The sequence below is a fragment of the Geomonas agri genome, from assembly GCF_020179605.1.
Classification (GTDB): domain Bacteria; phylum Desulfobacterota; class Desulfuromonadia; order Geobacterales; family Geobacteraceae; genus Geomonas; species Geomonas agri.
Genome location: NZ_JAINZO010000001.1, coordinates 1,370,595 through 1,393,423 on the forward strand (window position 1 = coordinate 1,370,595; position 22,829 = coordinate 1,393,423).

The window sequence follows — 22,829 nt, forward strand, 5'->3', positions numbered from 1 at the left end:
GGCATCGTTGCCGTCATTGTCAGATACATCATTGTACCTTTGCCTCCTATCAGCATTTAGCGTGCCACAGACAAGGTACAGAGCTGTTTACGATGTTGTGGGGAGGGGGCGGGCTGGTACTGGCAGGTGTGACGATCCGAAGCGTAACGTTTATAAATAGGGAGTTTAGCTCATCTGTTGTATCCGTCCTGTGCACAGCAGCGGCAACGCCAGGTGCGTTGCCGATCCCCCTTTTACTTTTCAGGATCTCTCTACCTCGAACTACCCGCGCTCGTCTAATTTTTGGGCATTGCCTAAGGTCGCGGCAGCAACCCCCACCCTCTCGCACTTCGCCCGCAGCAGGAAAATAGGCGAATCACGAGGCTCTGCAAGGCCTTCGAGTATTTCTGTGACTACGGAGTGGATATTGCAGCATTACGCTTATGACCGCTTCCTCCGCACATAGCGAAGTTATCAGCCGGGCGCGCGGTGCGTTCCTTGGCCTTGCGGTTGGTGATGCGCTGGGAGCCCCGGTTGAGTTCATGACTCGCGGTGAGATACAACAGAAGTACGGGGTTCTGAAGGAAATGGTAGGTGGTGGCTGGCTCCGGTTGAAACCCGGGCAAGTTACCGATGACACCGAAATGTCTCTTTGCCTGGCCCGGGCAACCGTCAAAGCTGGAGAGTGGAACTTGCAGGCGGCGGCTGAGCACCTCGCGGGCTGGCTAAAATCCAAACCAATCGACGTCGGTGATACCTGCCGGCGCGGCATCAGGAATTACATGCTGCGCGGGATGCTGGAGACCCAGCCCAACGAATGGGACGGCGGCAACGGCGCGGCCATGCGTACGCTCCCTGTGGCCCTTTGCACCGTCGGCAGCGATCTCTTGCTTGAGCGTCTGACCCTCGAGCAGGCCCATCTAACCCACAACCATCCCTACTCCGATGCTGCCTCCATATACCTTGGACGGTTGCTGCACCTGGCACTTACCGGGCGCTCCATGCTGCAACTGCGCCGGGAGGCGGACCAACTCATCTCCACGCACCCTTCCTTCACTTTTGATCCTTACAAAGGGTTGGCTACCGGCTACGTGGTCGACACCATGCAAACGGTCTTCCACTGTTTCTTCCGGTCGCGCTCGTTCGAAGGATGCGTCATCGAGACCGTCAACCAGGGCGGCGACGCGGACACGACCGGTGCCATAGCCGGTGCCCTTGCAGGTGCTTATTATGGAGAAGAGGGAGTTCCTGCGCGGTGGAGGAAGAGGCTTGGCAGGGAAATGATAGGCGAGATCTCAGCTCTGGCCGAACAGCTAGTTCGCTTGTCACCTCTGTTGCGAGAAGGCGGAGACCACAGAAAGCCGGCGATTCCGCTCGATGACTGGTGCATTGCGATTGATGACTCATCTATCGCGAATGATGAGTCGTGAATCGCTGTCGATGACTCATTTACCGAAACAGACGAGATGTCTGCCGATTTCAGGGAGCTAGACCGTGCACATGAGTCGCCTGACGCGGTATTCTCCGCCGATTACCAGGCATTCTCCTTCGCCCTTAAGGATCGAGGTGGGTAACAGTTCGCTGTAGAAGAATACCTTCGCCAGCGGGACCTGCACCTGCCACACGACAAAACCAAATTCCCAGGCGCGCTCCTCGTCGGTGGTGAAGGAATTGAGGTTGTTAAGGCGGACGATCTCTTCCCGCTTTGATATGGTCTCCAGGGTATCATATTCAGACCGGTCGAAGGTACCGCGGTACAGGATAAGGTGCTTGCTGGCTGGGTGTCTCTTGGCAAGCTCGTACTGGGAGTATTCGTAAAGGAGGTCGAGTTGTGAGTTGATTGCGGAAGTGCGCGCGCTTCCCTTGGTGCGGTCTACTGCGTACTGCAGGTAATTCTCGTCGTGAATTCCGGATATGCGCACGTTATGGAAGGTTGGCGCAAGTCCCATTCGGCTCTCCACCCACCCCTTCAGCACCGCCCCCTCCACCGAGTTGGAGTCCATCATCCATCCCCGTAGAAAGCGAAGGTAGCTATTTTTGAGGCTCTTGCGGGCGGTTGCTGTCTCCTGCTGCCACTGGTGCAACTGGAACTTCACCGACATGTAGTCGTTGAAGACCAAGGCGCGCTCTTCATGCGACGCGATGCTGTCCAGTTTGTCGAACAGAAAGCGGTTGACGGCACGCACTCCCTGGATTTCCAAAGGCTGCGGATTGTCGTTGAAATGGCGGGAAGCAATGACCCAGGGCGGGAGGTTGCAGTGGTTGAATGAATTCTCCATTGAATCACCACTAAAAGACAGATTGAGATTAAGACTAAGATTGAGGTGGTAACCTATTCTATACGAGCAGCATCTACAGCACCTTGGCGAGATCCTTAAGGATCGGTTCTATGTCTCCTTCGACGACGTAGGGCTCTACGCCCAGGCGTTCGAGTTCTTCCTTCGGGGCCTCACCTATCATGGAGCAGACCACTGCCCGGCAGCCCTTTAGCGCATCGGCGGTGTCTTTGAGTGTGTGGGCGCGCAACGGATGCTCGGGGTCGAAGCGGCAGTATTTTTCGACGGGCCGCTCCTCGAGAAACGTGATCGAATCGTCTTCCACCTGGTAGATAAGGAAGCGCTCGATATGCCCAAAGTGCTGATTGATCTCCTTGCCATCTTTGGATGCAACAGCGAAAAGCATAAATCCTCCTAGGGGCAGATTAAGACTAAGACTAAGGAGGGAGGGGTTAGCTCAACCTTAATCTTAATCTTAACCTTTATCTGTTTTACTACGCCTCTACCGGGGCGAAGGTGAAGCACTTCTTGGAGCAGGTCCGGCCGCAGGCACCGCAGCCAATGCAGTTGCCGGGATTCTCGACTTTCATGAACATCTTTGCCGAATCGTCCTCGTCCAACTCTTCAAAGGTTAGTACGTCGTGTGCACACACCTTGTAACAGCGGCCACAGCCGATGCAGGTCTCGTCGTCGATCGATACGATGAATTCGGGTGTCCACTCTTTCTTGCTCTTGGTCAAACCGGTGATGTACGCCATGGTTATTCTCCTTTTCTGGTTGATTACGGTTTATGTTTAAAGCGTTGCCTAAACTATTGATCATGTTTACCCTCGCCCTCCGGGAGAGGGTATTGAATTAGTCCTCGTCGAGGAACGATGCCGCCTGGTCCTTATTCATCGCCTTACGCAGCCAGGGGGGCGGGTTTCCCCTTAACACCTCTTGCATTTTCTCGATCGATTCCTTGAGCCCCACCTCGACGTTGGTCTTCATAGGGTGGATACGTTTGGCCACTAGTTTCGCCGCCGCCGGGCCACCGATCTGCATGGTATAAACGATGGCGCAATCGGATAGCAGGTTGGCGCGGGCGGCGATGCGATCTTCTTCATCGCTGCCGTGCTCGCTTACGGTGACAGTCTGGACGAAATGTGCTTCATCCGGGCCGACCTCCCAAATGTGGAAGGATTCAGCCTGGCCGAAGTGCATGTCGATGGTCTCACCGGTCCTTGTCGTAAAAGCGATCTTCATAGCAATCTCCTTCATAAATGCAGATTAAGATCGAGATTAAGAGAAAGTAGAAGCAGCTCCCCTTAGTCTTAATCTTAGTCTTAATCTGTCACTCAGTTGTGCGCCAGTTTCTGCGCTTCCTTGGCGTTGGCCTGGAAGATGTTGGCCAGTTCAAAAACCAGGTTCAGGGTTCCCTGGTAGCCCACCCACATCTTGTGATGCGCCCCGAGCCGGTCGAAGACCGGCATCCCCGTCCGCAGATGGGCGCCAATCCCAAGCTTCTTCGCGGCTTGCCGTCCGTTGGAATTGGCCACCAGCAGGTCGGCTCCCGCTGCTGTCTGCTCCAGATCCTCAAGATCCCCAACAAAAAGGTTCTCTACCGGCAACTGGTCCAATCCACGGGTCCTGGTGGCCGCGATGGCGACCTGTATGTCGCAGCCGAGGCTGTCGAGGAACGTGGTCATTCCCTTCAGGTGGTCCGCCTCGAGCGCGAGCGCGATCTTCTTGCGACCGAACTGGTAGTGGCAGTCCACCATCGCATCCATGAGGCGGCTTCTCCAGCGCCGGAACTTATCCGGGACCTGGTTGCCGGAAATCGCTGCGAGCGAGGTCATCAAGAGATCAGACTCGACGAGACCCGTTATCGAGGTGAACCCGTAGCTCGGAATACCGAACCTGTCCTTGAGAATTGTGGCGGCGTCAGCCAGCGAATCACCGAAGTACAGGGTGGCTACGCTCCTGCCGGCTGACTTGATTTGCTCGATGCTTGCCCCTCCCGTGGAAAGGGCAGAAACAGTAGCATCGATGTGGCCGTCCAAGGCATTGGAGATGTCCGGAACAACCACTGGATCGAGCCCGAAAGACCGGCATATCTCCGCTATTTCCTCGACTTCGGCAGGAGTTAGCTGGCACCCCGGCAGGATATTTACCTGTCCAGGTACAGAGATGCCACCTTCGGGCACGGTTGTGACGATCGCTTCGACAGCAGCGGCATACCCCTCTTGCATCGACCCGCAGTAATCCGGGGTCGACGCGTGGATCACGGGAATGTCGTCGTGCTCGGGATGCGCTTCTCTGAACTGCACGATGGCGCTTCTCACATCGTCGCCCATGGTTTCTGTCAGCCCGGTGGTCATGACACCGACCACGGCCGGCTTGAATTTCTCCATGACGCGGTTCAAACCGATCTTCAGGTTCTCCCAGCCGCCGAAGATGGCGGCGTCCTCGCTCATACTGGTCGAGTTTAGGGCGATGGACTCCTTGAAGTGCCGGGAAAGTTGCAGCCTGATGAAGGTGGAACATCCCTGGGCACCGTGTAACAGCCCCAGCAGCCCGTCTATGCCGAGATAGGCCAGCGTCGCGCCCAGCGCCGGTGAATTCTTTTGCGGGTTCACTGTTGCGTTTTTCGTCGGCACCTTGACCCGCGATCCCTTCTTCTCGATGGCTGCCAAAGCTGTCGCGTGCCCCGCGGTTGCCGCAAGATCTGTTTCCAGCGCAGCGGCGTCCTTCTCCCAAGGGGCTTTCCCGTTGAGAGCCGGCCAGATCGGGTTATTCACCGTCAAGTCCAACTGCTTCGCGAAAGTGACCATACCGGCGTACCCGGCGTAGGGATGTGAGCGACCATGGTTGATATCAAGAAACGGGGTCTTGGTTTTCAGTGCCAGGTACTTGGTTTTGCCACCCGCCACGATCAGGTCCGGGAGCTTGTCGTACATGACCGAAAGCAGACCTGCCGTACTGGTGTCGGCGATGATGGAGGCATCCTCGTGCATCAGCGCCTTCATCCGGTAGAAGTCCTCGAGGGTGGAGTTCTGGGTTCCTGCAGCGAGGATATCCACGCCCAACTCGGCAAGGGCATTTACCATGGACCAGGTCTTTACCCCGCCGGTGAAGAGCACCGCCCTCTTCCCTTCCAGGCGTGCCCGGTAGGGAGCAAGTTCGGCGCGGCAGGCTGTCTCGCATTCGTCGATAAGTTGCTCGACCCGGTCCTGCATCACCCGCTTCTCCAGGTCGTTCACCCTGCCGTCCAACTCGCGCGCGATGTCCCGCAGAGCTTTGGCGACGTCTGTCATCCCGTAGAAGGATTCCTCGAGGTACGGGATCCCGTAATTTTTCTGCATCTTCTTGGCGAGGTTGGTAAGGCTCTTGGAGCAGACGATGACGTTGAGCTTGGCACGGTGCGCGTACCGCAGGTCTTCGAACTTGGCATCACCGCTGATGCAGGAGAGCACGCGGATCCCCAGTCGATCGAAAAGCGGTAGCATGCCCCACAGGTCACCCGCGATGTTGTATTCGCCGATGAGGTTGATGTCGTAGTCGGTGGTGTACTCGGGTTCGGCCGTACCGATGACGTATTTGAAAAGGGTCTCGCCCGCTAAGCGGTTACCGATGTTCTTGTCGCCGATAAAGCCCGGTGTGTTGACCGGGATAACCGGGACGCTCACTTTCTCCGCGGCGGCCTTGCAGACCGCCTCGATATCGTCGCCGGTCATGGAGGTCACGCAGGTGGCGTAGACGAAGATAGCCTTTGCCTCCGGGTAGCGCGCGGCCAGTTCCTGGATGGCACGGTACAGCTTCTTCTCACCGCCAAAGATCACGTCGTTTTGCAGCATCTCCGTGGTGAAGCCGCGGCGGTAGATCTGGGAGTCCGAGGAGCGTGCCCCGCGGTTGTCCCAGGAGTTCCCGGCGCAGGCGATGGGGCCGTGCACCAGGTGGATGACGTCGGTGATGGGCATGAGGACCACGCGCGCGCCGTCGTAAGCGCAGCTTCGTTCCGTCCCCTCGCCCGGTTCGGATTTCTTGCAGAACTTGGGAGCCCCAGCGTCGTGCGTGTCGCAGTCTGTCGTGTCGTACCAATCCGGCTTCGCCATTGGAGCCTCCTTTCTTGTTGTGGGGCTGAAGGGGAAACCGTTAGCCACTGAGAAAATCTGAGAACTTCTGAGAAAACCGAAAGAATATTTAGGACCTGAAGCTGTTGCCTCTCTCAGTTTTTTCTCCGTGTCTCCGTGGCTAACGGTTTTGGTTTTACCTCATCATCTCGAACTGCCGTTCCTCGCAGGTTTCATCGATGACGTCGATGAACTTGTTGCAGATGGTGGACATCATGTTCATGACGCCCTGGTAGCCGATCAGGGGCTCGCGGTGCAGGTTGACCCGGTCAAAGATCGGGAAGCCGAAGCGGAACAGCGGGACCTTGGCGTCGCGCGCGGCAAACTTACCGTGGGTGTCGCCGATGATGGCGTCCACCGGCTCGGTCATCACCAAGCTGCGCAGGTGCCACAGGTCCTTGTTCACGTAGACCTTGCCTTCCTTGCCAAACGGCGAGGAGTCAAGCAGCGCCTGCAGCTCCTTCTCCAGCTTTTTGGTCCCCTTGGAGCAGAGTACGTGGGTCGGTTTGGCGCCCACTTCGAGCAGGAAGGAGACCAGGCCGAGCAGGTAGTCAGGGTCACCGTACACCGCGAATTTCTTGCCGTGGATGTACTGGTGCGCGTCGGTCATGAGGTCGACGGCGCGCCCGCGCTCTTCTTTCAGCGATGCCGGGATCGGCTTGCCGGTGAGCTCGGAGAGCTTCATCAGGAAGGCGTCGGTCTTGGCGATACCAAATGGCATGGGGATGCTGGCGAGCTTGCCGGAGTAGTTGTCCTTGATCCAGGCGTAGGTCTTGGCTGTGGAGTAGGTCCCCAGGGCCAACGTTACCTTGCCGTTGATTGAGTCGGCGGCATCCTCGAGCTTGGTTCCGCCTGGGTAGGGACGGTAAGTGCCGTCGTTGGGAGAGTCAAAGACCTCGGAGATGTCGGCCAGAACGGTGTAGGGGATGCCAAAGGCTTCAAGGATCCTCTTGTATTCCCTGATGTTGCCGGTGTTGGCGTCAAATCCGGGGAGCAGGTTCAGCTTCCCAGTACAGCGCCCTTCCACCTTTTTGCCAGCGGTCAGTGTCTGCAGGATGGCGAGCAGCATGGCATCGTAACCGTGGATATGCGAGCCGTTGAAGCTCGGCGTATTGGCGTACGGGATCGGGAGCCCCTCGGGGACGAACCCTTTCATGCGGGCGTTCTTGATGAATGCGGTTAGGTCGTCGCCGATGATCTCCGGCATGCACGACGTGAAGACTGAGATCATTTTCGGCTTGTAAAGCTTGTAGGCGTTCTCAAGACCCTCGTGCAGGTTGTTCTGCCCGCCGAACACCGCGCCGTCCTCGGTCATTGCGTCGGAGACCGCCGGAGCCGGCTCGCGGAAGTGACGGTTCAGTGTGGAGCGATAATAGGACGCGCACCCCTGGGAGCCGTGCACGAAGGGAAGGCTCCCCTCAAAGCCGTGTGCCGCCAGTTCCGCACCCAGCGGCTGGCAGGCGTGGGCCGGGTTGATCACCAGGGCCTGCCGCGCGAAGTTCTTCTCCTTGTACTCCTCCGTATTGATCCAGGCCGCCACCCTTTCCACCTCGGCTACAGGGGTCTCGGTGACTGGCTTGACTTTAAGTCCAAGATTGTTTGCCATTGCATATCTCCTTTGGCGGGAGACTCATCCGTCACACCGCCATCTATGGTTATCTACCTCTGCCGGAACTCTACTCACACTGGTGTGTGGAGGTCGGGAGAGGGGGAGTCCAGCGTCCCCCACCCTACCCCTCCCCTTCCCGGGAGGGAACTCGACCTTGTCCTTAGAACGGCGCGTCGACCAGTTTCCACGTCGGGCTGTTGACCGCCATGTCGATGTCGCGGGCGAAGATGGGGAACCCTTTGTAGCCGTGGTAAGGACCGGAGTAGTCCCAACTGTGCATCTGGCGGAACGGGATGGCCATCTTCTGGAACAGGTACTTCTCCTTGATGCCGGAGCCGATCAGGTCGGGTTTCAGGATGTGGGCGAAGTGCTCCATCTCGATCTCGGAGGCGTCGTCGTACACCACCGTAGCGTCCGGCATCTCCGATGCAGTCCGGTCGTAGTCGTCGGTGTGGGCGAACTCGTAGCCGGAGCCGACGCAGGTCATGCCCAAGTCCTCATAGGCATTGATGGTGTGCCGGGGGCGAAGGCCACCGACGTAGAGCATTACCTTCTTGCCGTCCAGGCGCGGCTTGTACTCCTCGATGATCGCCTGCATCTGGGGATCGTACTTGGCAATCACCGCCTCAACCTTCTCCTTGATGCTATCGTCGAAGAGTTCCGCCAGTTTCCTCAGACTCTCCCTGATCTTGGTCGGACCGAAGAAATTCAGCTCGATCCACGGGATGCCGTACTTCTCTTCCATGACCTTGCACATGTAGTTCATGGAGCGGTAGCAGTGGATCACGTTCAGCTTCACCTGGTGGGTGGCCGCAATGCGGTCCATCTCGCCGTCGCCGGTCCAGACTGCCTTGACGTTGAACCCACACTCTTCGAGGAGCGGCTTGGTGGACCAAGCGTCGCCGCCGATGTTGTACTCGCCAATCAGCGCGATGTCGTAGGGGCCGATGGGCTCCGGGAATTCGCGGGTCTCGATGATGTAGTCGCGGATGGTGTCGTTGGAAATGTGGTGCCCCAGGGACTGGGACACGCCGCGGAAGCCCTCGCAGTTGCAGGGGATGACCGGGATGTCCAGCTCCTTGGCGGCCACCTTGGCGACCTGGTTGATGTCGTCGCCGATCAGTCCGACCGGGCATTCCGAAAGAACGGAGATACCCTTGGCCAGCGGAAAGAGGTCCTTAGCTTCCTTAAGCAAGGTGGCAAGCTTCTTGTCGCCGCCATAGACGACGTCCTTCTCCTGGAAATCCGAGGTGAACTGCATCGGAAAACTGTTGACGCCGGTGATGCCGCTCATGAGGTTGCGGCGGGTACCCCAGGAGTACCAACCGCAACCGACCGGGCCGTGCGAGACGTGCACCATGTCGCGGATCGGCCCCCAGACTACCCCTTTGGCGCCTGCATAGGCGCAGCCGCGGGCGCTCATCACGCCGGGGACGGTTTTCTTGTTGGACTTCACGCAGGCCGAACCTGATGCCTGGTCATTGGGCGCGAGGTGTGCTGCACGCTTTTTCTTGCCCTTCTCGGGATAGAGTTCCAGGACTTCGTCGATCATCGCCTGGGTCGACTCCTTGGTGATTCCTTCTACGGTCTTTATTTCAGTGGACATAAATTTCCTCCGGCTCCGGTTGCCCGTGCTCGCGGTTCATTGATGATCCCCCTCCCCTTTGTTCCACATCCCCTCGCCCTCCGGGAGAGGGTGGCCGAAGGCCGGGTGAGGGGACTTAGGTGATAGATCTTGCCTGTTGCATCGCCCTCACCCCGGCCCTCTCCCAAGGGGAGAGGGGGAAAGCAGGATCAGTATCGGCTACTTGGATGCCGCCTCAGCCACCCCGACCACGGACTCGTCGTCGGCTTCCATGATGCCGAACTCCATGAGCAGTTCCTCGAGCTCGTCCATGGTGAGCGGGGTCGGCACCACCAGCATCTTATTTTCGTAGATCTTGCGGGCCAGTTCGCGGTACTCTTCGGCCTGCTTGTGCTCCGGGGAGTACTCGATGACCGTCATTCTTCTCAGTTCGGCGCGCTGCACCTGGTTGTCGCGGGGAACGAAGTGAATCATCTGGGTGCCGAGCTTGGCGGCGAGTGCCTCGATCAGTTCGTCCTCGCGGTCGGTGTTGCGCGAGTTGCAGATCAAGCCGCCGAGGCGGACCTTGCCGGAAGAGGCGTACTTGAGGATGCCCTTGGCGATGTTGTTGGCGGCGTACATGGCCATCATCTCGCCGGAACAGACGATGTAGATCTCTTCCGCCTTGTTCTCGCGGATCGGCATGGCGAACCCGCCGCAGACGACGTCGCCCAGGACGTCGTAGAAGACGAAGTCGAGGTCGCTGGTATAGGCGCCGTTCTCCTCCAGAAAGTTGATGGCGGTGATGACGCCGCGGCCGGCACAACCGACACCCGGCTCCGGACCGCCGGACTCGACACATTTAACGTCGCCGTAACCGACCTTGAGCACGTCCTCGAGTTCGAGGTCCTCTACGGTGCCGAGTTCTCGGACCAGATCCATGACGGTTGACTGGGCCTTGGCGTGCAGGATGAGACGGGTGGAGTCAGCCTTCGGGTCGCAGCCTACGATCATGACCTTCTTGCCGAGAGATGCCAGACCTGCCACTGTGTTCTGGGTGGTGGTGGATTTGCCGATGCCGCCTTTGCCGTAGATCGCGATCTGTCTCATGTTCCTTCTCCTTTTTGTGTGCCCCGCTGTCGCAGCCGTCTACCGGTAACCGCTGGACCGACATCGTCAGCCATTCTGACGAACCCGCCGGTCTGGTCCGATCACCTCAGATGCGGAGGCGACGCGAAGCTCTTTTAGTTTTCGAGGCCAATTCCAAATAAAAAGGGCGCTCCGTACTGCTACGGTGGCGCCCTTGCCTTGTTACTCTGGTTGGAATACCTCGCTGTATCCCCTATTCGGTTTTGTTGTTACTCTTAGCAGCTACCGTGCCAACTGGTAAGTAGCAGTTTTTGCATCACTATACCGTTTACGCAATCTTCATTCTCTGCTGTCCGGGGCTTTGCGTCGAGGCAGGTGCCTAACATTTGTGCACCGCCCCTGCTGTGATCGGCGGGCGGCGCCCCCCCGCACCGTCTATGCCGCCAACGAGACGGCCCTAGCCTGGCGCAGCTTGAGCAGGTCTTTCGCCGCGAGCGGTCCCTTGATGCGCTGCGCGGTGCTCCTGACTTGCTCCATCAACTCCTGCGCCTCGTCCCGGGAAATGGGAATGCCGATCTGGCGGTAGCTTTCCACGATGCCGTTGGTGCCGGAGTGCTTGCCGGCCACGATGTGCCGGGTCAGCCCAACATCTTCCGGCGGGAAGACCTCGTAGTTGCGCGGGTCCTTCAATACTCCGTCCGCGTGCAGCCCGGACTCGTGCGAAAATACTTTCTCCCCCACTACAGCTTTCCAGGCCGGTACCTCGCGGTTGGAGGCGCGTCCTACTAACCTGGAGACGGCGCGAAAGCGCCTGGTGTCGATCCCGACGTCGATGCCGCAGGCGACCTTGAGGGCCATGACCACCTCTTCCAAGGCCGCGTTCCCGGCACGCTCCCCCAAGCCGTTTACCGTGGTGCTGATGTAGCGCGCCCCTCCCCTCACCCCGGCAAGAGCATTGGCGGTGGCCAGTCCCAGGTCGTTGTGGGTGTGCACTTCGAGCTCCATTTCCGGGACTGCGTTTTTCAGGCGCGCTACCTTCTCGTACATGGCGAAAGGATCGAGGATGCCGAGCGTGTCACAGAAACGGAAGCGGTCAGCGCCGTTCTCGCAGGCGATCCGCAGCAACTCGGCCAGGAAGTCTCCGTCGGCGCGGCTGGCGTCCTCGCCCCCGACACAGACGTAGAGCCCCCTTTCCTTGGCAAATCCAAGCGCGCGCTTCAACTGTTCCTTCACCCAGTGCCTGCTCTTGTTGATCTTATGTTCGATCATGATATCCGAGACGCTCAGCGAGATGTCGACGGCCTCTATGCCGCAGGCAAGGCTCGCCTCGATGTCCGCTACCAAGGCACGGTTCCAGGTGATGAGGCGGGCCGACAGCCCGAGATCAACCAGGGCCCGGATCGATGCACGTTCCTCCTCGCCCATGGCCGGGATGCCGCACTCCAGTTCGTGCACGCCCATGTCGTCGAGGTGCCTGGCGATAGCGATCTTTTCGCGGGCACTGAAAACGACCCCTGCCGTCTGTTCGCCGTCGCGCAGAGTCGTGTCGCCGATGAATACCTTGGTTTGCTCACCCATAGCGCCTCCTTCCGAAGCCGTAGCTCCGTATCCATAGCGTGGCGGGCGCCGTTGCCCTCAAACTGCCGTGAAGCATTGACCTTGTAGAGCAGAAGCTGTGCCAGTGGCAGAAAATAGTAGGTATACGCAAACGCTAACTGCGCAAGTGGTCGAATTGAGTCGAAAAATAATGAATTTAGAACTTCATTTAGGTGGGTGGTGTTGAAAGGGAGCATGTCACGACTACCAGCAGCGCGCTTAAATTAACAGCAGAAGCCGCCTTGGGAAACTCATGCACGACACCTTTTTGTCTTATATTGCTGGTAGACTGTATGCGATAGAGAAACAAAGGAGTCTTTATGCCAGATTTAGCTGATCAGGGCGCGACGGTCGTCATCACGCACCGGGTAAAAGACGGGCACCAGGACGGCTACAACGAGTGGTTGGAGGAGATTGGCCCTTTATGCAGAGCCTCTCGTGGCCATCTCGACTGGCATATCGTCCGCCCCCTTCCCGGCCTATCCGAGACCTATACCGTAATCATCCGATTCGATACCGTGGAGAACCTACAGGCGTGGATGAATTCGGATTCACGCCGGTACCTGATAGAGAAAGTGCGCCCTTTGCTCGCAGGCGACGACGACTTTTTTGTTCGTAGCGGACTCGACTTCTGGTTTACCCCCCAAGGTGCGAAAGCAAAAGTGCCGGTCCGCTGGAAGCAGTTCCTGGTTACGTGGTCGGCAATCTTTCCGCTGGCTTCCTGCGTACCCCTTGCCGTGCTGCCACTGCTGCGCTGGCTTGGCGTGCCGCATCTCTCCTACTTCGACACCCTCTTCATTTCGGGCGTGATCGTTTTCCTCATGGTCTACCTGGTCATGCCGCGTTATACCCGATTGGTGCAGCGCTGGCTTTTTCGCTAATCAACTCCTGCCCCCATATTCCATCATATTTGAGGCGCCTTTCTTTGCTGCAATAGTAACGATGCCTGCCGCTAATCCTACCGACGCTCCAAAAAGCGGCGCAGCCCAGCAGGCTGCCGGTTAAACCTGCCGTTAAGAAGACAGTAGCCAAGACTCCCGGTAACAAGCTCACCTATGCGGGGGCGGTGCTGGATCTCGAAGTTCAGGACGAGCGGTTCGAGAAATACTTGCCACAGCCCCGTCCCTATCAGCTACAGGCATGCCCGGCTGACGGCGCGGGCATGCCTTTCCTGCCAGCCGTGCCAATACCTTCCTGTTGATCACTATGCGCCTGCCGTACAGCAGTTCATTCCCGTAATTCGTGAATCTCGGTTCAGTCGAGTCACGATATTCAAAGAAAATTCGTTAACTGTGATCCAAGTTACATCTAAATACTACGTTTTACTCCAATCTTCCTTTACACAGTGGATGCTCTCAGTCTCGTAGTATGGCGAAAACAACGTCATTAGCTGTAAAAGGAGGACGTGGTGGCTTCCAGAGATCGTAGTGGCGGTGCAAAGCTCGATTCAGCAGAATATTGTGTCCTGCAGGTGCAGCTCTCCCGAAAAGGGGCGGTGGCCACTTCCCCGCCCCAGACGCATTTCGTGACGGTCGACAACCGGATGGAGACCCTCGACTTCGTCCACAACAACCTGGACCTTTGCGCTAAGAACATCATCAAGCTGCTCCGAGGCAAAGTGGATAAATAAAAAATCCCCGGAGAAAATTCCCCGGGGATGAAAAGTTACCGGCGAAGCTAGCCCTGGCGGCTGCCCTCTCGCCTTACTGGTGGCCCGGCGCCATCTTCGCAATGAAGGTACGCACCCTTTTCGCGTTGGTGCCGATATCCGAAATGCCGACGCGCGATACGGAGCGGATGTCGAGCAGTGATCGATTACCCGCCGGGACGACGCGGATCACGATGTCGTCCTTGAATCCGAACCACCTTGTCATATCGGAAGCCTCGATAATTCCCTCTGCCGGGCGCTCAGCCACGATGTCCCACCCCAGCTCTCTTGCCGTCAGCAGCGCCATCTTGTAGGTCTCGTTGGCCGGAAGTGCCATAACAATCGTCTTCAGGTCAGGATACGCCTTCATCTGCTGGGTAGCGACCTCGACCCCACCATACCTGACACCGGCATGGCGCGCGGTGCTGATCGCCACGAAGTGCGGTGGGTTGTTGAGGTCCGTGCTGATGTCGTGGATGCGCGGATAGCTTTGGGCCTGGATCTTCCAGTACAACGGAATGCTGAACGACACCAAGGCGAGGATCAGGGCGATCAGCGATACGAAGATGCCCCTGAAGTGCCTTTTCCTTGCCGAGATCACGCTGGAAGCAAGCGCCACTACGGCGCAACCCAACCCGATGTAGCCGGCCGACTTGATCATGGCGAAGCCGGTCCTGAAGTCCCAGGCGTGGAGCCTGGCTCCGGGGCCGGAACAGAAGAGCAGTAAAAACGCAAAAGCGGCGCAGGCAACTGCGAAAAGCGGCAGCACCATCGCTGTGCTGCGGACGGAAGTAGTTCTCTCATCCTGTTCCATATCGCCTCCCTTCCAGAGTAATGCTCTCCGGATGACTACCCGCACCCCACCCTTCCCCCTCCTGGGGAGGGAGACGCACCACCCTTGACGTCATCGACGTCCTGCACGCTCAGTGATGGTTCAGGGCACAACCCCGGCGATGACACCGGCGCCGTTGGGCAACTCGATGGGGAGCCGGCGCACCCCGGTCGCACCTGCTTTTTCCAGCATCTCGAAAAGCTCACCCTGGCTGTACGCCTGTCCATCCGGTGTCCCAAGCAGCATGTTCAGCGAGAAAAGCGCCGGGAACACCGGTGCGTCCTTCTTGTCGTTAAGTATGAACTCCTGGATAAGGATCATGCCGCCGGGTTCGAGGGCTGTCACGGCTTTTTTCAGCACGGAAGCGCAGGTGCCCGGACCGATACCGTGCAGCACGTGCGACAGCCAAGCCACGTCGAACCCCTCTGGCAGGTCGTCCTGCTCGAAGTCAGTGGGCACGAACCCGATGCGGTCGGAGAGCTCGAAGCGCGCCACGGTCTGTTCGGCGAAACTCCTGGTGGTCGGCAGATCGCAGATAACGGCATCGAGTTGAGGGTTGTGCAGGCAGAAATGGATGGCGTAGGTACCGGGACCGCCGCCAAGATCGAGCAAACGCCTGCGTCCCTGCAGGTCGATCTGGGGGACTATCTTCGGAGCCAGAATCATGGCGAGGTTGAACATCCCCATCAGGAAGCTCTCGCGAGAGCTTTCGACGTCTTCGTGGGAAACCCGTTCCCGGACCGGTTGCCCGGTTTTCACAGCTTCGTCAAGCCGGCTCCAACCGGCTACCAGGTGATGGTGATGCATGATGATGTGGCCGAGATAGTCCGGTGAGGTGCGGCTGAGGAACTTGGCGGAAAACGGGGTGGCGGCGTAGAGGCGGTCTTCCTTTTTCAGCAGTCCCAGCGCGGTCAAGGCGTCCAGCAGCATGGCCATCCCGCGCGCGTCGGAAGCGGTCGCGCCTGCCAGTTCCACCGCCGTCATCGAACTCGTGGCTAGCGGCGTGAAAACGTTCAGTTTCACCCCGGCGTGCAGGGTGCAGGTGCTCCAGTACGAGCCGGATAGTTCAAGAAGTGATGCCGGCGTCCATTCTTTCAATTCCACGTTCTCCTCCCTCGACGGTATTCCCGGTGGCACCGGATTCACATGAAATAGAGCAATGCTCCTGAAATCATTAAAACGGGGCAAGTTTACCTGCACGTGACTAGGGCGTCAAGCTCGGGACGCGTGTAACTGGCAAAAGAAGAGGGTGCGCCTGTCGGCCCACCCTCCCCTCACTACCTTATCCCGCGGCTTGTGCCTACTTGACCAGCGTCGGCGGCAGGATCTCGTGCTCCTTCCTGAACTGCAGCTTCTTGGTACCGCGGTTGTTGGTGTACTTGGCAAGCTCCAGGTCGACCTTTTCCGGAACCCGCTCGCCGGCTTTGGCCAACAACTGGCGCAGGTGCATGTCGGCACCGGCAGCGTGGCTTGCGGCATCATCGATGACACGCATTGCCTCGGCCGGGTTATGGAAGCCGGTGGAATTCTCAGCCCCGAGGAAGATCAGGCGGTAGAAGGCCTGCTCGTAGTGTTCCCTGGCCATGCCGTACAGCTCCTTATCGACGGGTTTGCCGGCGGCCGCGGCCTTGTTGGCCATCTCGAAGAGCTTGGCATCGGCGGCGACGGCGTACCCGGTTTTCAGGTAGCGGTCGATGAAGCGGTCCTGGATGCCGATCACCTTTTGCCGCAGTTGCGCCGGCGTCTCGCTGTGACAGGCGGCGCAGGCGGACATGCTCCCCTTAAGCGGGCTCATGATCCTGTGATCGGTCAACTCTTCGTTGTTCGAGGTCATCATCGGCATGTGGCAGTCTGCGCAGGTCACCCCGGCCAGGTAGTGGGGGCTCTGGTTGGAGTAGAACTCGTACTCGGGGTGGCGTATGAAGGCCAGCTTGAACCCGGTGACCGCCTGGACCCATTCCCCGTGTGAGGGCGAGCTCTTGATCTGCTTGATAATGTTCTCGATGGTGATGTGCCCTTCGTTGCTGCCTGCCCAGGGGAAGACCACGTCGGTAGAATGCATGTCCTTGTCCTTGGGGATCATGTAGGTGACGTGGCACTGGGCGCAGACGAAGGTGCGCTTCTGCTCTCGCGTCAGCCGGTCCTGATCTAGCCCAATCTCTTTCAGGGCCTTGCCCAAGGTGAAGCCGCGCGAGATCCTGAGCGCCATCCCCCTGTTGTCGTGGCAGTCGATACAGGCGACACCGAGGGTCTGGTTGGCCTTGGGAAGGCGCGCCAGTACTTCCTTGTACGGAGTCGAGAAGTAGGCCTGTCCCATCTCCTTGGCGAGCTTGGGCGCGTAGGGAGTCTTGCAGGTGAGACAGGCGCCGCCGGCCTTGATTCTTCCGGGATCGACCTCGAGCTGGTCCTGCACCATGTAATAGTGCCCTCGCGGCTCGTTGTATTCAGCTCCGAAGCCCCAACCGTTGTACAAAAGCGCCAGGAAAGGGTATTCGTCGAGCTTGTCTCTTCTTTCCTCGCCGACGTCGTACCCCCGCTTGTACTTGCTGAGCCCGGCAGGCGTGGGCTCGCTGGTGAGCTTCCACTGCTGGTAATGGACCGGGTACAGTTTTCCCCATCGCGCCGGATCAATGGCCGCATCGGCCGGGTCCAGCGGCGCTTCTGTCACTTGTGTTGGTTGAACCTCGGCAGCGCGGTGGCTGCAACCGGCCCAGATTGCGGTGGCCGCCAGCGTGGCAAGGACGGCGACAGTGCATTTCGTGGCGATCTTCACACCCATCTTTGGTTCCTCCCTTTTCGTGATGGTGGACAGCTACTTAGGAAACCAGACTAGATGAGTCTATCATCTATTTTTCCAATGGCTGTCGGAGAAGGGTATGAAGTGTAAGAAAAAACGAGACGCAGACGCAGGGGGGGGACTGTTCAGGGCGGAGCATAGGGGGATGGTGGCGACTTTTGCCGACAGCTCAACCGATGGTGAGGCGGTTCTTGCCGGCGGCCTTGCTCTGATACATCAGGGCATCGGCGCGCGCCAGGAGGGTCTGCACGGTATCGTTCTCGACGGCCATGGTGGCCCCGATAGAAATGGTGACACGAAGGGCTTCCCCCTCCACCAGCACGAAGGATTTCTCCACCAGGCGGCGCAAACGCTGCCCCATATGCTTCAGGTTGGCGGCCGTCACGTTGCGGATGATGCCGACGAATTCCTCCCCTCCCCAGCGGCCGTAGAGGTCGAAGGGACGGGAATTGGCACTCAGCGTGCCGGCGACGAACTGCAGCACGCGGTCTCCGGTCTCGTGCCCGTAACAGTCGTTGATGGTCTTGAAGTCGTCGAGGTCCATGAAGAGGATGCCGAAGGGGATATCGTAGCGGTTCAGCTCCTCCAGGCGGGACTCCAGCTCACGGTCCAGGTAGCGGCGATTGGCCAACTGGGTCAGGCCGTCCAAAAGGGCGAGCTTTTCCAGCTCCTGGAGCCGTTGGTCGTTGTCGACCTGGCCGCTGTTGTCGGAGAACATCTCCACGCCGCCTATCACCGTGCCGTTTTCGTCGGTGAGCGGCATGACGCGAACCAGCACCGGGATCCGGTGGCCGCTCTTGTGGTGTAGAAACACCTGCGCGTCGTGGGGAGTACCGGAGCCGATGGTCGAGGCGAGGGGGCATTCGCTGCAACAGAGGTTAAGGCCTACGTCGTCGACATGACACAGGATGTTGTCAGCGCACGGCTTGCCGATCACCTCTTCGGCGCTGTACCCGGAGATCCTTTCGGCGGCATGGTTCCAAAAGATAATCTTCCTGTCGGTGTCGACGATATAGAGGCCGTCACGCAGGTCTTCTATGATCTTTTTGTACGCATCACGACTGAGGTACATCGCCAGGAGGCTCCTTCGGAGAGAAAGGGAGGCCGAACCGCTACCCGAAGGAAGGACGGAGGCAACCGGTGCATTAAACATGTGTCGTCGAACGGTTAATGAGTATAGCGTCCATCACCGTGTTGTCAAAAGAAAAGCCCGAAGCGGTCACACTCCCAGGATCAATCCTTCCAGCAGTCCCGAGTCGCTAACCTTGAAGGTGCGGAAACCGAATTCGCGCATGGTGGTGAGCACCACCAGGATGCCCGCGATGATCAGGTCTTCCCGCCCCGGTTCCAGGCCCGGCACCTGCAGGCGCTGCTGCGGCGTGAGGGGGAGCAGTCGCTCGAACATCGCCTCGACCTTGGCCAGGGGCAAGGTGTGGTTGTTGACCTTTTTGTAGTCGTAGTCGGTCATGCCAAGGTCGATGGCGGCCAGGGTGGTCGCAGTTCCGGCCGTTCCCACCAGGGTCGCCCCACTGAAGCGCTCGTCAAGCCCCTCCCCCGCCAGTTCGCTGGCAAACTTGCGCAGTTCGCGCCGGATCTTGTCTTCCATTTCGGCCGCCCCAGCTTTCCCCTCGGTGAGGCGCACCACCCCTATGGGGAGGCTGCGGGAAAACAGCGGTTTTTGCGCCGCGGCCAGGGTGTACTCGGTGCTCCCCCCGCCCACGTCGAACACAGCCAGGTCGTCATCCTTGTTGTCCAGGATCGAGGCGACGCCCCGCAAGGTGAGCATAGCCTCCTCGTTGCCGTCGATGACCTCGAGGGCAATACCGGTCTCTTCCAGGACGCGGTTGCAGAACTCGGCGCCGTTTTTGGCGTCGCGCACCGCAGAGGTCGCTACCGCCCTGAGTCGCACTACGCCGTGGCTGGCCATGTCGGCCGCGAACTCCTTAAGCGCGGCCAGGGATCGCTCCTGCGCCTCCGGTGAGAGCCCGGTCTCGCGGGTGAAACCGCCCCCCAGCCTGGTAATGATGCGTTTCAAAAGCACCTGGTGGTACGGGTTGCGGGTGGCGATCTGAAGCCGCGCGGTGTTGGTGCCGAGGTCGATGGCGGCTACTTTTCCGGTCATGGATTAAGTCCTTTCCTTTGGGCGATGATGGAGAAGCAGAGTTGCGAGATCTTGGAAAAACTGACGATGATGTCGCTGAACAAGAGCCCCGCAACGATGTTGCATTTACCGCTTTTGAGCCGGCGCAGGTGGCTTGCCTGCAGTTCGCTCTCCAGCGAGGCGATCTCGAGCTTGAGAGCGGTCAGGTCCGGGACCTCGTCCCCCTTCACGGCAGCTTCGCACAGGGTTACCACCTCACCCACCTTGGTCGCGACCCGTTTCAACTCTTCCATGGCGCTGGCCGAGAACCTGAGCCGCTCTTCTTTCTTGCGCATCAGGTAGTTAAGGATCGCCTCGGCCTGGTCGCCGACCTGCTCGATTTCGTTCACCAGTTCCAGCATGGTCGGTATTTCGACAGCCCGCTCCAGGGAGAGCGTCTCACGGGAAAGTGCCACCAGGAACTGGGACATGTCGCGGTGCAACACGTCGAGTACCACCTCCTTGTCACGCACGGCGGCGGCGACCTTGGGGTTGAAGCCGTCAAACTGCGACACCAGTTCCGTGTACATGGCCGCCGCGATCTCCCCCATCCTGGCCAGTTCGTTCCAGGCCTGCACCAGTGCGATGGTCGGGGTCTTGATGACGCGGACGTCGATGAAGCGGGGACGTGGCTCGCTCTCGGAGCGCCTGGTGGGGAGCAGGGCTTCGGCGGAACGGGCGAAAAAGCCGATAGTGGGAAGGAAGATGAACAGCGACGCCACCGTGAAAACGGTATGGGCATTGGCCAGGTGCCGCGCGATGTGGGGGCGCAGGGCCTGCACCACCGCTTCCGGTGGGGCGCCGCGATGCAGCAGGGAGAGGTCCCCCGGAGACACCAATGCCACGGCCTTCAGGAACAACGGGAAGAAGATGAGCGCCAGCGAGATGGCCACCAGGCTGATGCCGAGGTAGATGACCACGGCGCGCTTGGCGGTCTGGCTGCCGCCGATGGAGGCTATGAGCGGGATCAGGGCCGCCCCGGCCACCTCGCCGATCACCATGGCAATGGCGGCATCGTACGAGAGGACCCCCGCCGACGCAAGTGCGATGGCAATACCCAGCGTGGCGCTCCCCGACTGCACCAGGAAGGTTAACAGTGCGCCGAGCAGCACCGCGACAAGACGCAGCGAGGGGAGTCCCTGGTGCAACCCTGCGATGATGGCGCTTTCGCTGAGCGGCAGACAGGCCCCTTCCAGGATGGAGAGGCCGAAGAACACTAGGCCGATCCCTAAAAGCATCCCCCCCGCTTCGGCGAGCTTGCGCCTGCGGGAGAAGAAGTTGAGGAAGACGCCGATGGTAATGGCGGGGAGTGCCAGCGTGGTGACGCGGAAGGCGATGAACTGTATGGCGAGGGTGGTGCCGATGCCGGTACCAAGCAGCACGCCCAGTGCCTGGTACAAGGACAGGAGCCCGGCGTTCACGAAACCGACCACGAGCACGGAGGCCGCGGAACCAGATTGCAGGATGGAGGCGAGGCAGCTGCCGATCAGGGGGGCGGCGAGGCGGTTTCCGGTGGTCCGCTCCAGCAAGCGGCGCAGACGCTCACCGGTTACCTTTTGCAGTCCCTCCGACATGGTGCGCATGCCGAGTATGAACAGCGCCAGGCCGCCGAGAGCCTCGACGATATAGGACCAAGAGGTGGGGAACATGGTAAGGCCAGTCCAGCAAGGTTAAGGCTAAAGACGCTCCGAGAATAATGGGCGCCCGTCGGCCGTGGCGGCCGGCGGGCGCAGTGGTGGTGTCGAAATTCCGTTTATCCCCTGACGGTAAGGGCGGAAAGGGCTAGCCGGAGACCTTCTCCTTGAGCTCTTTACCGACCTTGAAGAAGGGTAATTTCTTGGCCTTGACGGAGATGGATTCGCCCGTCTTGGGATTCCTGCCGGTATAGGCGTCGTACTCCTTCACGACGAAGCTGCCAAAGCCCCTGATCTCGATCCGGTCACCGGAAAGAAGGGCCTCGGTCATCGAGGCGAAGACGGCGTTGACAACTTCCTCTGCCTTCTTGAAGGAGAGCGTCTTTTTAGCTGCGAGAGATTCAATGAGTTCCGATTTGTTCATTGTCCACCTCCGGAAACCAGCTTCTTTTAACAACATCCCTTTAAATATTTTTTGGATAGGTACTTCACGTCGTCTCTGCGGCCCTGGCGGTTGAGGATCGGGATGAGCCGCTCGGCGGCAGCCTTGGCCATGCTGGGAGATTCCAGCGACTTGGTCCACAATTCCATGGCGCGATCTATATCGCCTATGGTCTCGTGCAACTCGCCCAGCATGAACTGGGCCTGGTCCGGGAGAATATCCAGTTCCAGCATTTTCTGCACCGTGGCTATCGCCTGCGGGTAGCGCCCGCCACCGGCAAACAATTGAACCAGCGCCATGTAGACGGCTGCGTTTTGCGGATTCAGTGCCAGTGCGCGATTTAGCAGCGTTTCGCTCTCATGAATTTGCCCCGCACGGAACATTATAAGTGCCACTTCGTATAATACAATGTCATTTTCACAAGATAACAACATTTCTTGCAAAATGGGGAAGGCATCGCGGTCGTTGCCATCATGAATCATGAGGTACGCCTTGGCGAAGTTGGGGCCGAGTTCTGCGTAGCGGCCGGGGAGGTCGCCCGGGAGCGGCTGGATCATGAGGAAGAACTGGTCCTCCTCCGACATGCTCATTTCCATGGGCGCGGGTTCCTCGTGATGGTGATCGCCGTGCCCCTTGCAGGTGGTGCAGGACCCGCCGCCGTGGGGCTTGTAGTTGCCAGCCCCTGCCGGTGCTGCGGCCGGCTTGGCGGCAGCGGCAGGGCTTTCGGGCTGCTCCAGCTTGGCGGCAGCGGCCTGGCTTTCAGGCTGTTCTAGTTTGGCGGCAGCGGTATGGGCGCGCGTCTTGATGGCGGGATCGGTTGCGAGGTCGGCGGCAAGGCAGAAATGGTCGTAGGCCTTCTGAGCTTCACCGGCGCGCAGGGCGTGTTCCCCTTCTTCCAGGTTCAACTCGCCCAGCTTGTTGCCGGCCTGATCCAAGCCCTGCCGGATGGCAGCCGCGTCGTGGGAGGCTTCAGCGGGACACAGCCTGAGCGCTTCCTGGAAATCGACGCGCGCGTCGGCGTAACGCTCAGCGGCGAGGTGCTTGGCCCCTTGGTTTTGGTAGTGACGAAAATCTTTCTTGCCGAACAGTCCGAAAAACATGCAGCCTCCAA

The 22,829-nt window shown here is 59.2% G+C and carries 20 protein-coding genes; 3 read left to right on the plus strand and 17 right to left on the minus strand.

Translation table 11 applies throughout. The features are described 5' to 3' along the window. Nucleotides 1–422: 422 nt before the first annotated feature. Nucleotides 423–1,409 (plus strand): ADP-ribosyl-[dinitrogen reductase] hydrolase, encoded by a 987-nt coding sequence (gene draG, locus K7R21_RS05880; protein ID WP_224982347.1) that lies wholly within the window; start codon nt 423–425, stop codon nt 1,407–1,409. 57 nt (nt 1,410–1,466) lie between these two features. On the opposite strand, the gene K7R21_RS05885 is transcribed toward draG, so the two are convergent. The 9 genes from K7R21_RS05885 to nifV form a co-directional block, all read right to left on the minus strand. Next, nucleotides 1,467–2,258 carry an NAD(+)--dinitrogen-reductase ADP-D-ribosyltransferase gene (locus K7R21_RS05885; protein WP_224982348.1) on the minus strand — a complete coding sequence of 264 codons (792 nt, stop codon included), beginning with the start codon at nt 2,256–2,258 and terminating at the stop codon, nt 1,467–1,469. A 73-nt stretch (nt 2,259–2,331) separates the two neighbouring features. Beyond that, nucleotides 2,332–2,661, minus strand: coding sequence for a NifB/NifX family molybdenum-iron cluster-binding protein (locus K7R21_RS05890; protein ID WP_224982349.1), 330 nt, complete (start codon nt 2,659–2,661; stop codon nt 2,332–2,334). Nucleotides 2,662–2,749: 88 nt separating this feature from the next. Further along, nucleotides 2,750–3,013: a ferredoxin III, nif-specific gene (fdxB, locus tag K7R21_RS05895; protein ID WP_224982350.1), complete on the minus strand. Its 264-nt coding sequence runs from the start codon at nt 3,011–3,013 to the stop codon at nt 2,750–2,752. A gap of 97 nt (nt 3,014–3,110) precedes the next feature. Continuing rightward, the gene (gene nifX / locus K7R21_RS05900; RefSeq protein ID WP_224982351.1) at nt 3,111–3,500 is read right to left on the minus strand and encodes a nitrogen fixation protein NifX; all 390 of its coding nucleotides are present in this window, start codon (nt 3,498–3,500) and stop codon (nt 3,111–3,113) included. Nucleotides 3,501–3,592: 92 nt separating this feature from the next. Further along, a complete protein-coding gene (locus K7R21_RS05905; protein ID WP_224982352.1) occupies nt 3,593–6,349 on the minus strand; it encodes a bifunctional nitrogenase iron-molybdenum cofactor biosynthesis protein NifEN in 2,757 nt (918 codons plus the stop codon). A 154-nt stretch (nt 6,350–6,503) separates the two neighbouring features. Beyond that, nucleotides 6,504–7,973 (minus strand): nitrogenase molybdenum-iron protein subunit beta, encoded by a 1,470-nt coding sequence (nifK, locus tag K7R21_RS05910; RefSeq protein ID WP_224982353.1) that lies wholly within the window; start codon nt 7,971–7,973, stop codon nt 6,504–6,506. 163 nt (nt 7,974–8,136) lie between these two features. Continuing rightward, nucleotides 8,137–9,582 (minus strand): nitrogenase molybdenum-iron protein alpha chain, encoded by a 1,446-nt coding sequence (gene nifD / locus K7R21_RS05915; RefSeq protein ID WP_224982354.1) that lies wholly within the window; start codon nt 9,580–9,582, stop codon nt 8,137–8,139. Nucleotides 9,583–9,780: 198 nt separating this feature from the next. Beyond that, nucleotides 9,781–10,650, minus strand: coding sequence for a nitrogenase iron protein (gene nifH / locus K7R21_RS05920; RefSeq protein WP_224982355.1), 870 nt, complete (start codon nt 10,648–10,650; stop codon nt 9,781–9,783). Nucleotides 10,651–11,064: 414 nt separating this feature from the next. Then, the gene (gene nifV / locus K7R21_RS05925; RefSeq protein ID WP_224982356.1) at nt 11,065–12,207 is read right to left on the minus strand and encodes a homocitrate synthase; all 1,143 of its coding nucleotides are present in this window, start codon (nt 12,205–12,207) and stop codon (nt 11,065–11,067) included. A 338-nt stretch (nt 12,208–12,545) separates the two neighbouring features. Between nifV and K7R21_RS05930 the strand changes: the two genes are divergently transcribed. Further along, nucleotides 12,546–13,106: an antibiotic biosynthesis monooxygenase gene (locus K7R21_RS05930; RefSeq protein ID WP_224982357.1), complete on the plus strand. Its 561-nt coding sequence runs from the start codon at nt 12,546–12,548 to the stop codon at nt 13,104–13,106. Nucleotides 13,107–13,633: 527 nt separating this feature from the next. Beyond that, nucleotides 13,634–13,855, plus strand: coding sequence for a hypothetical protein (locus tag K7R21_RS05935; RefSeq protein WP_224982358.1), 222 nt, complete (start codon nt 13,634–13,636; stop codon nt 13,853–13,855). A 73-nt stretch (nt 13,856–13,928) separates the two neighbouring features. On the opposite strand, the gene K7R21_RS05940 is transcribed toward K7R21_RS05935, so the two are convergent. From K7R21_RS05940 to K7R21_RS05975, 8 genes are all read right to left on the minus strand, one after another. Then, on the minus strand, nt 13,929–14,687 hold the full coding sequence (locus tag K7R21_RS05940; RefSeq protein WP_224982359.1) for a DUF1499 domain-containing protein: 759 nt from the start codon (nt 14,685–14,687) through the stop codon (nt 13,929–13,931). Nucleotides 14,688–14,807: 120 nt separating this feature from the next. Further along, on the minus strand, nt 14,808–15,809 hold the full coding sequence (locus tag K7R21_RS05945; RefSeq protein WP_224982360.1) for an acetylserotonin O-methyltransferase: 1,002 nt from the start codon (nt 15,807–15,809) through the stop codon (nt 14,808–14,810). Between the two features lie 196 nt (nt 15,810–16,005). Continuing rightward, nucleotides 16,006–17,484, minus strand: coding sequence for an ammonia-forming cytochrome c nitrite reductase subunit c552 (locus K7R21_RS05950; protein WP_224982361.1), 1,479 nt, complete (start codon nt 17,482–17,484; stop codon nt 16,006–16,008). 187 nt (nt 17,485–17,671) lie between these two features. Beyond that, nucleotides 17,672–18,574 carry a sensor domain-containing diguanylate cyclase gene (locus K7R21_RS05955; RefSeq protein ID WP_224982362.1) on the minus strand — a complete coding sequence of 301 codons (903 nt, stop codon included), beginning with the start codon at nt 18,572–18,574 and terminating at the stop codon, nt 17,672–17,674. Between the two features lie 147 nt (nt 18,575–18,721). After that, on the minus strand, nt 18,722–19,624 hold the full coding sequence (locus K7R21_RS05960; RefSeq protein ID WP_224982363.1) for a Ppx/GppA phosphatase family protein: 903 nt from the start codon (nt 19,622–19,624) through the stop codon (nt 18,722–18,724). After that, nucleotides 19,621–21,291 carry a Na/Pi cotransporter family protein gene (locus K7R21_RS05965; RefSeq protein WP_224982364.1) on the minus strand — a complete coding sequence of 557 codons (1,671 nt, stop codon included), beginning with the start codon at nt 21,289–21,291 and terminating at the stop codon, nt 19,621–19,623. Before K7R21_RS05965 ends, K7R21_RS05960 begins: the two co-directional genes overlap by 4 nt. A 133-nt stretch (nt 21,292–21,424) precedes the next feature. Beyond that, nucleotides 21,425–21,700, minus strand: a complete 276-nt coding sequence (locus K7R21_RS05970; protein WP_183349941.1) for an HU family DNA-binding protein — start codon at nt 21,698–21,700, stop codon at nt 21,425–21,427. Nucleotides 21,701–21,726: 26 nt separating this feature from the next. Next, nucleotides 21,727–22,818 (minus strand): tetratricopeptide repeat protein, encoded by a 1,092-nt coding sequence (locus tag K7R21_RS05975; RefSeq protein WP_224982365.1) that lies wholly within the window; start codon nt 22,816–22,818, stop codon nt 21,727–21,729. Nucleotides 22,819–22,829: the final 11 nt, after the last annotated feature.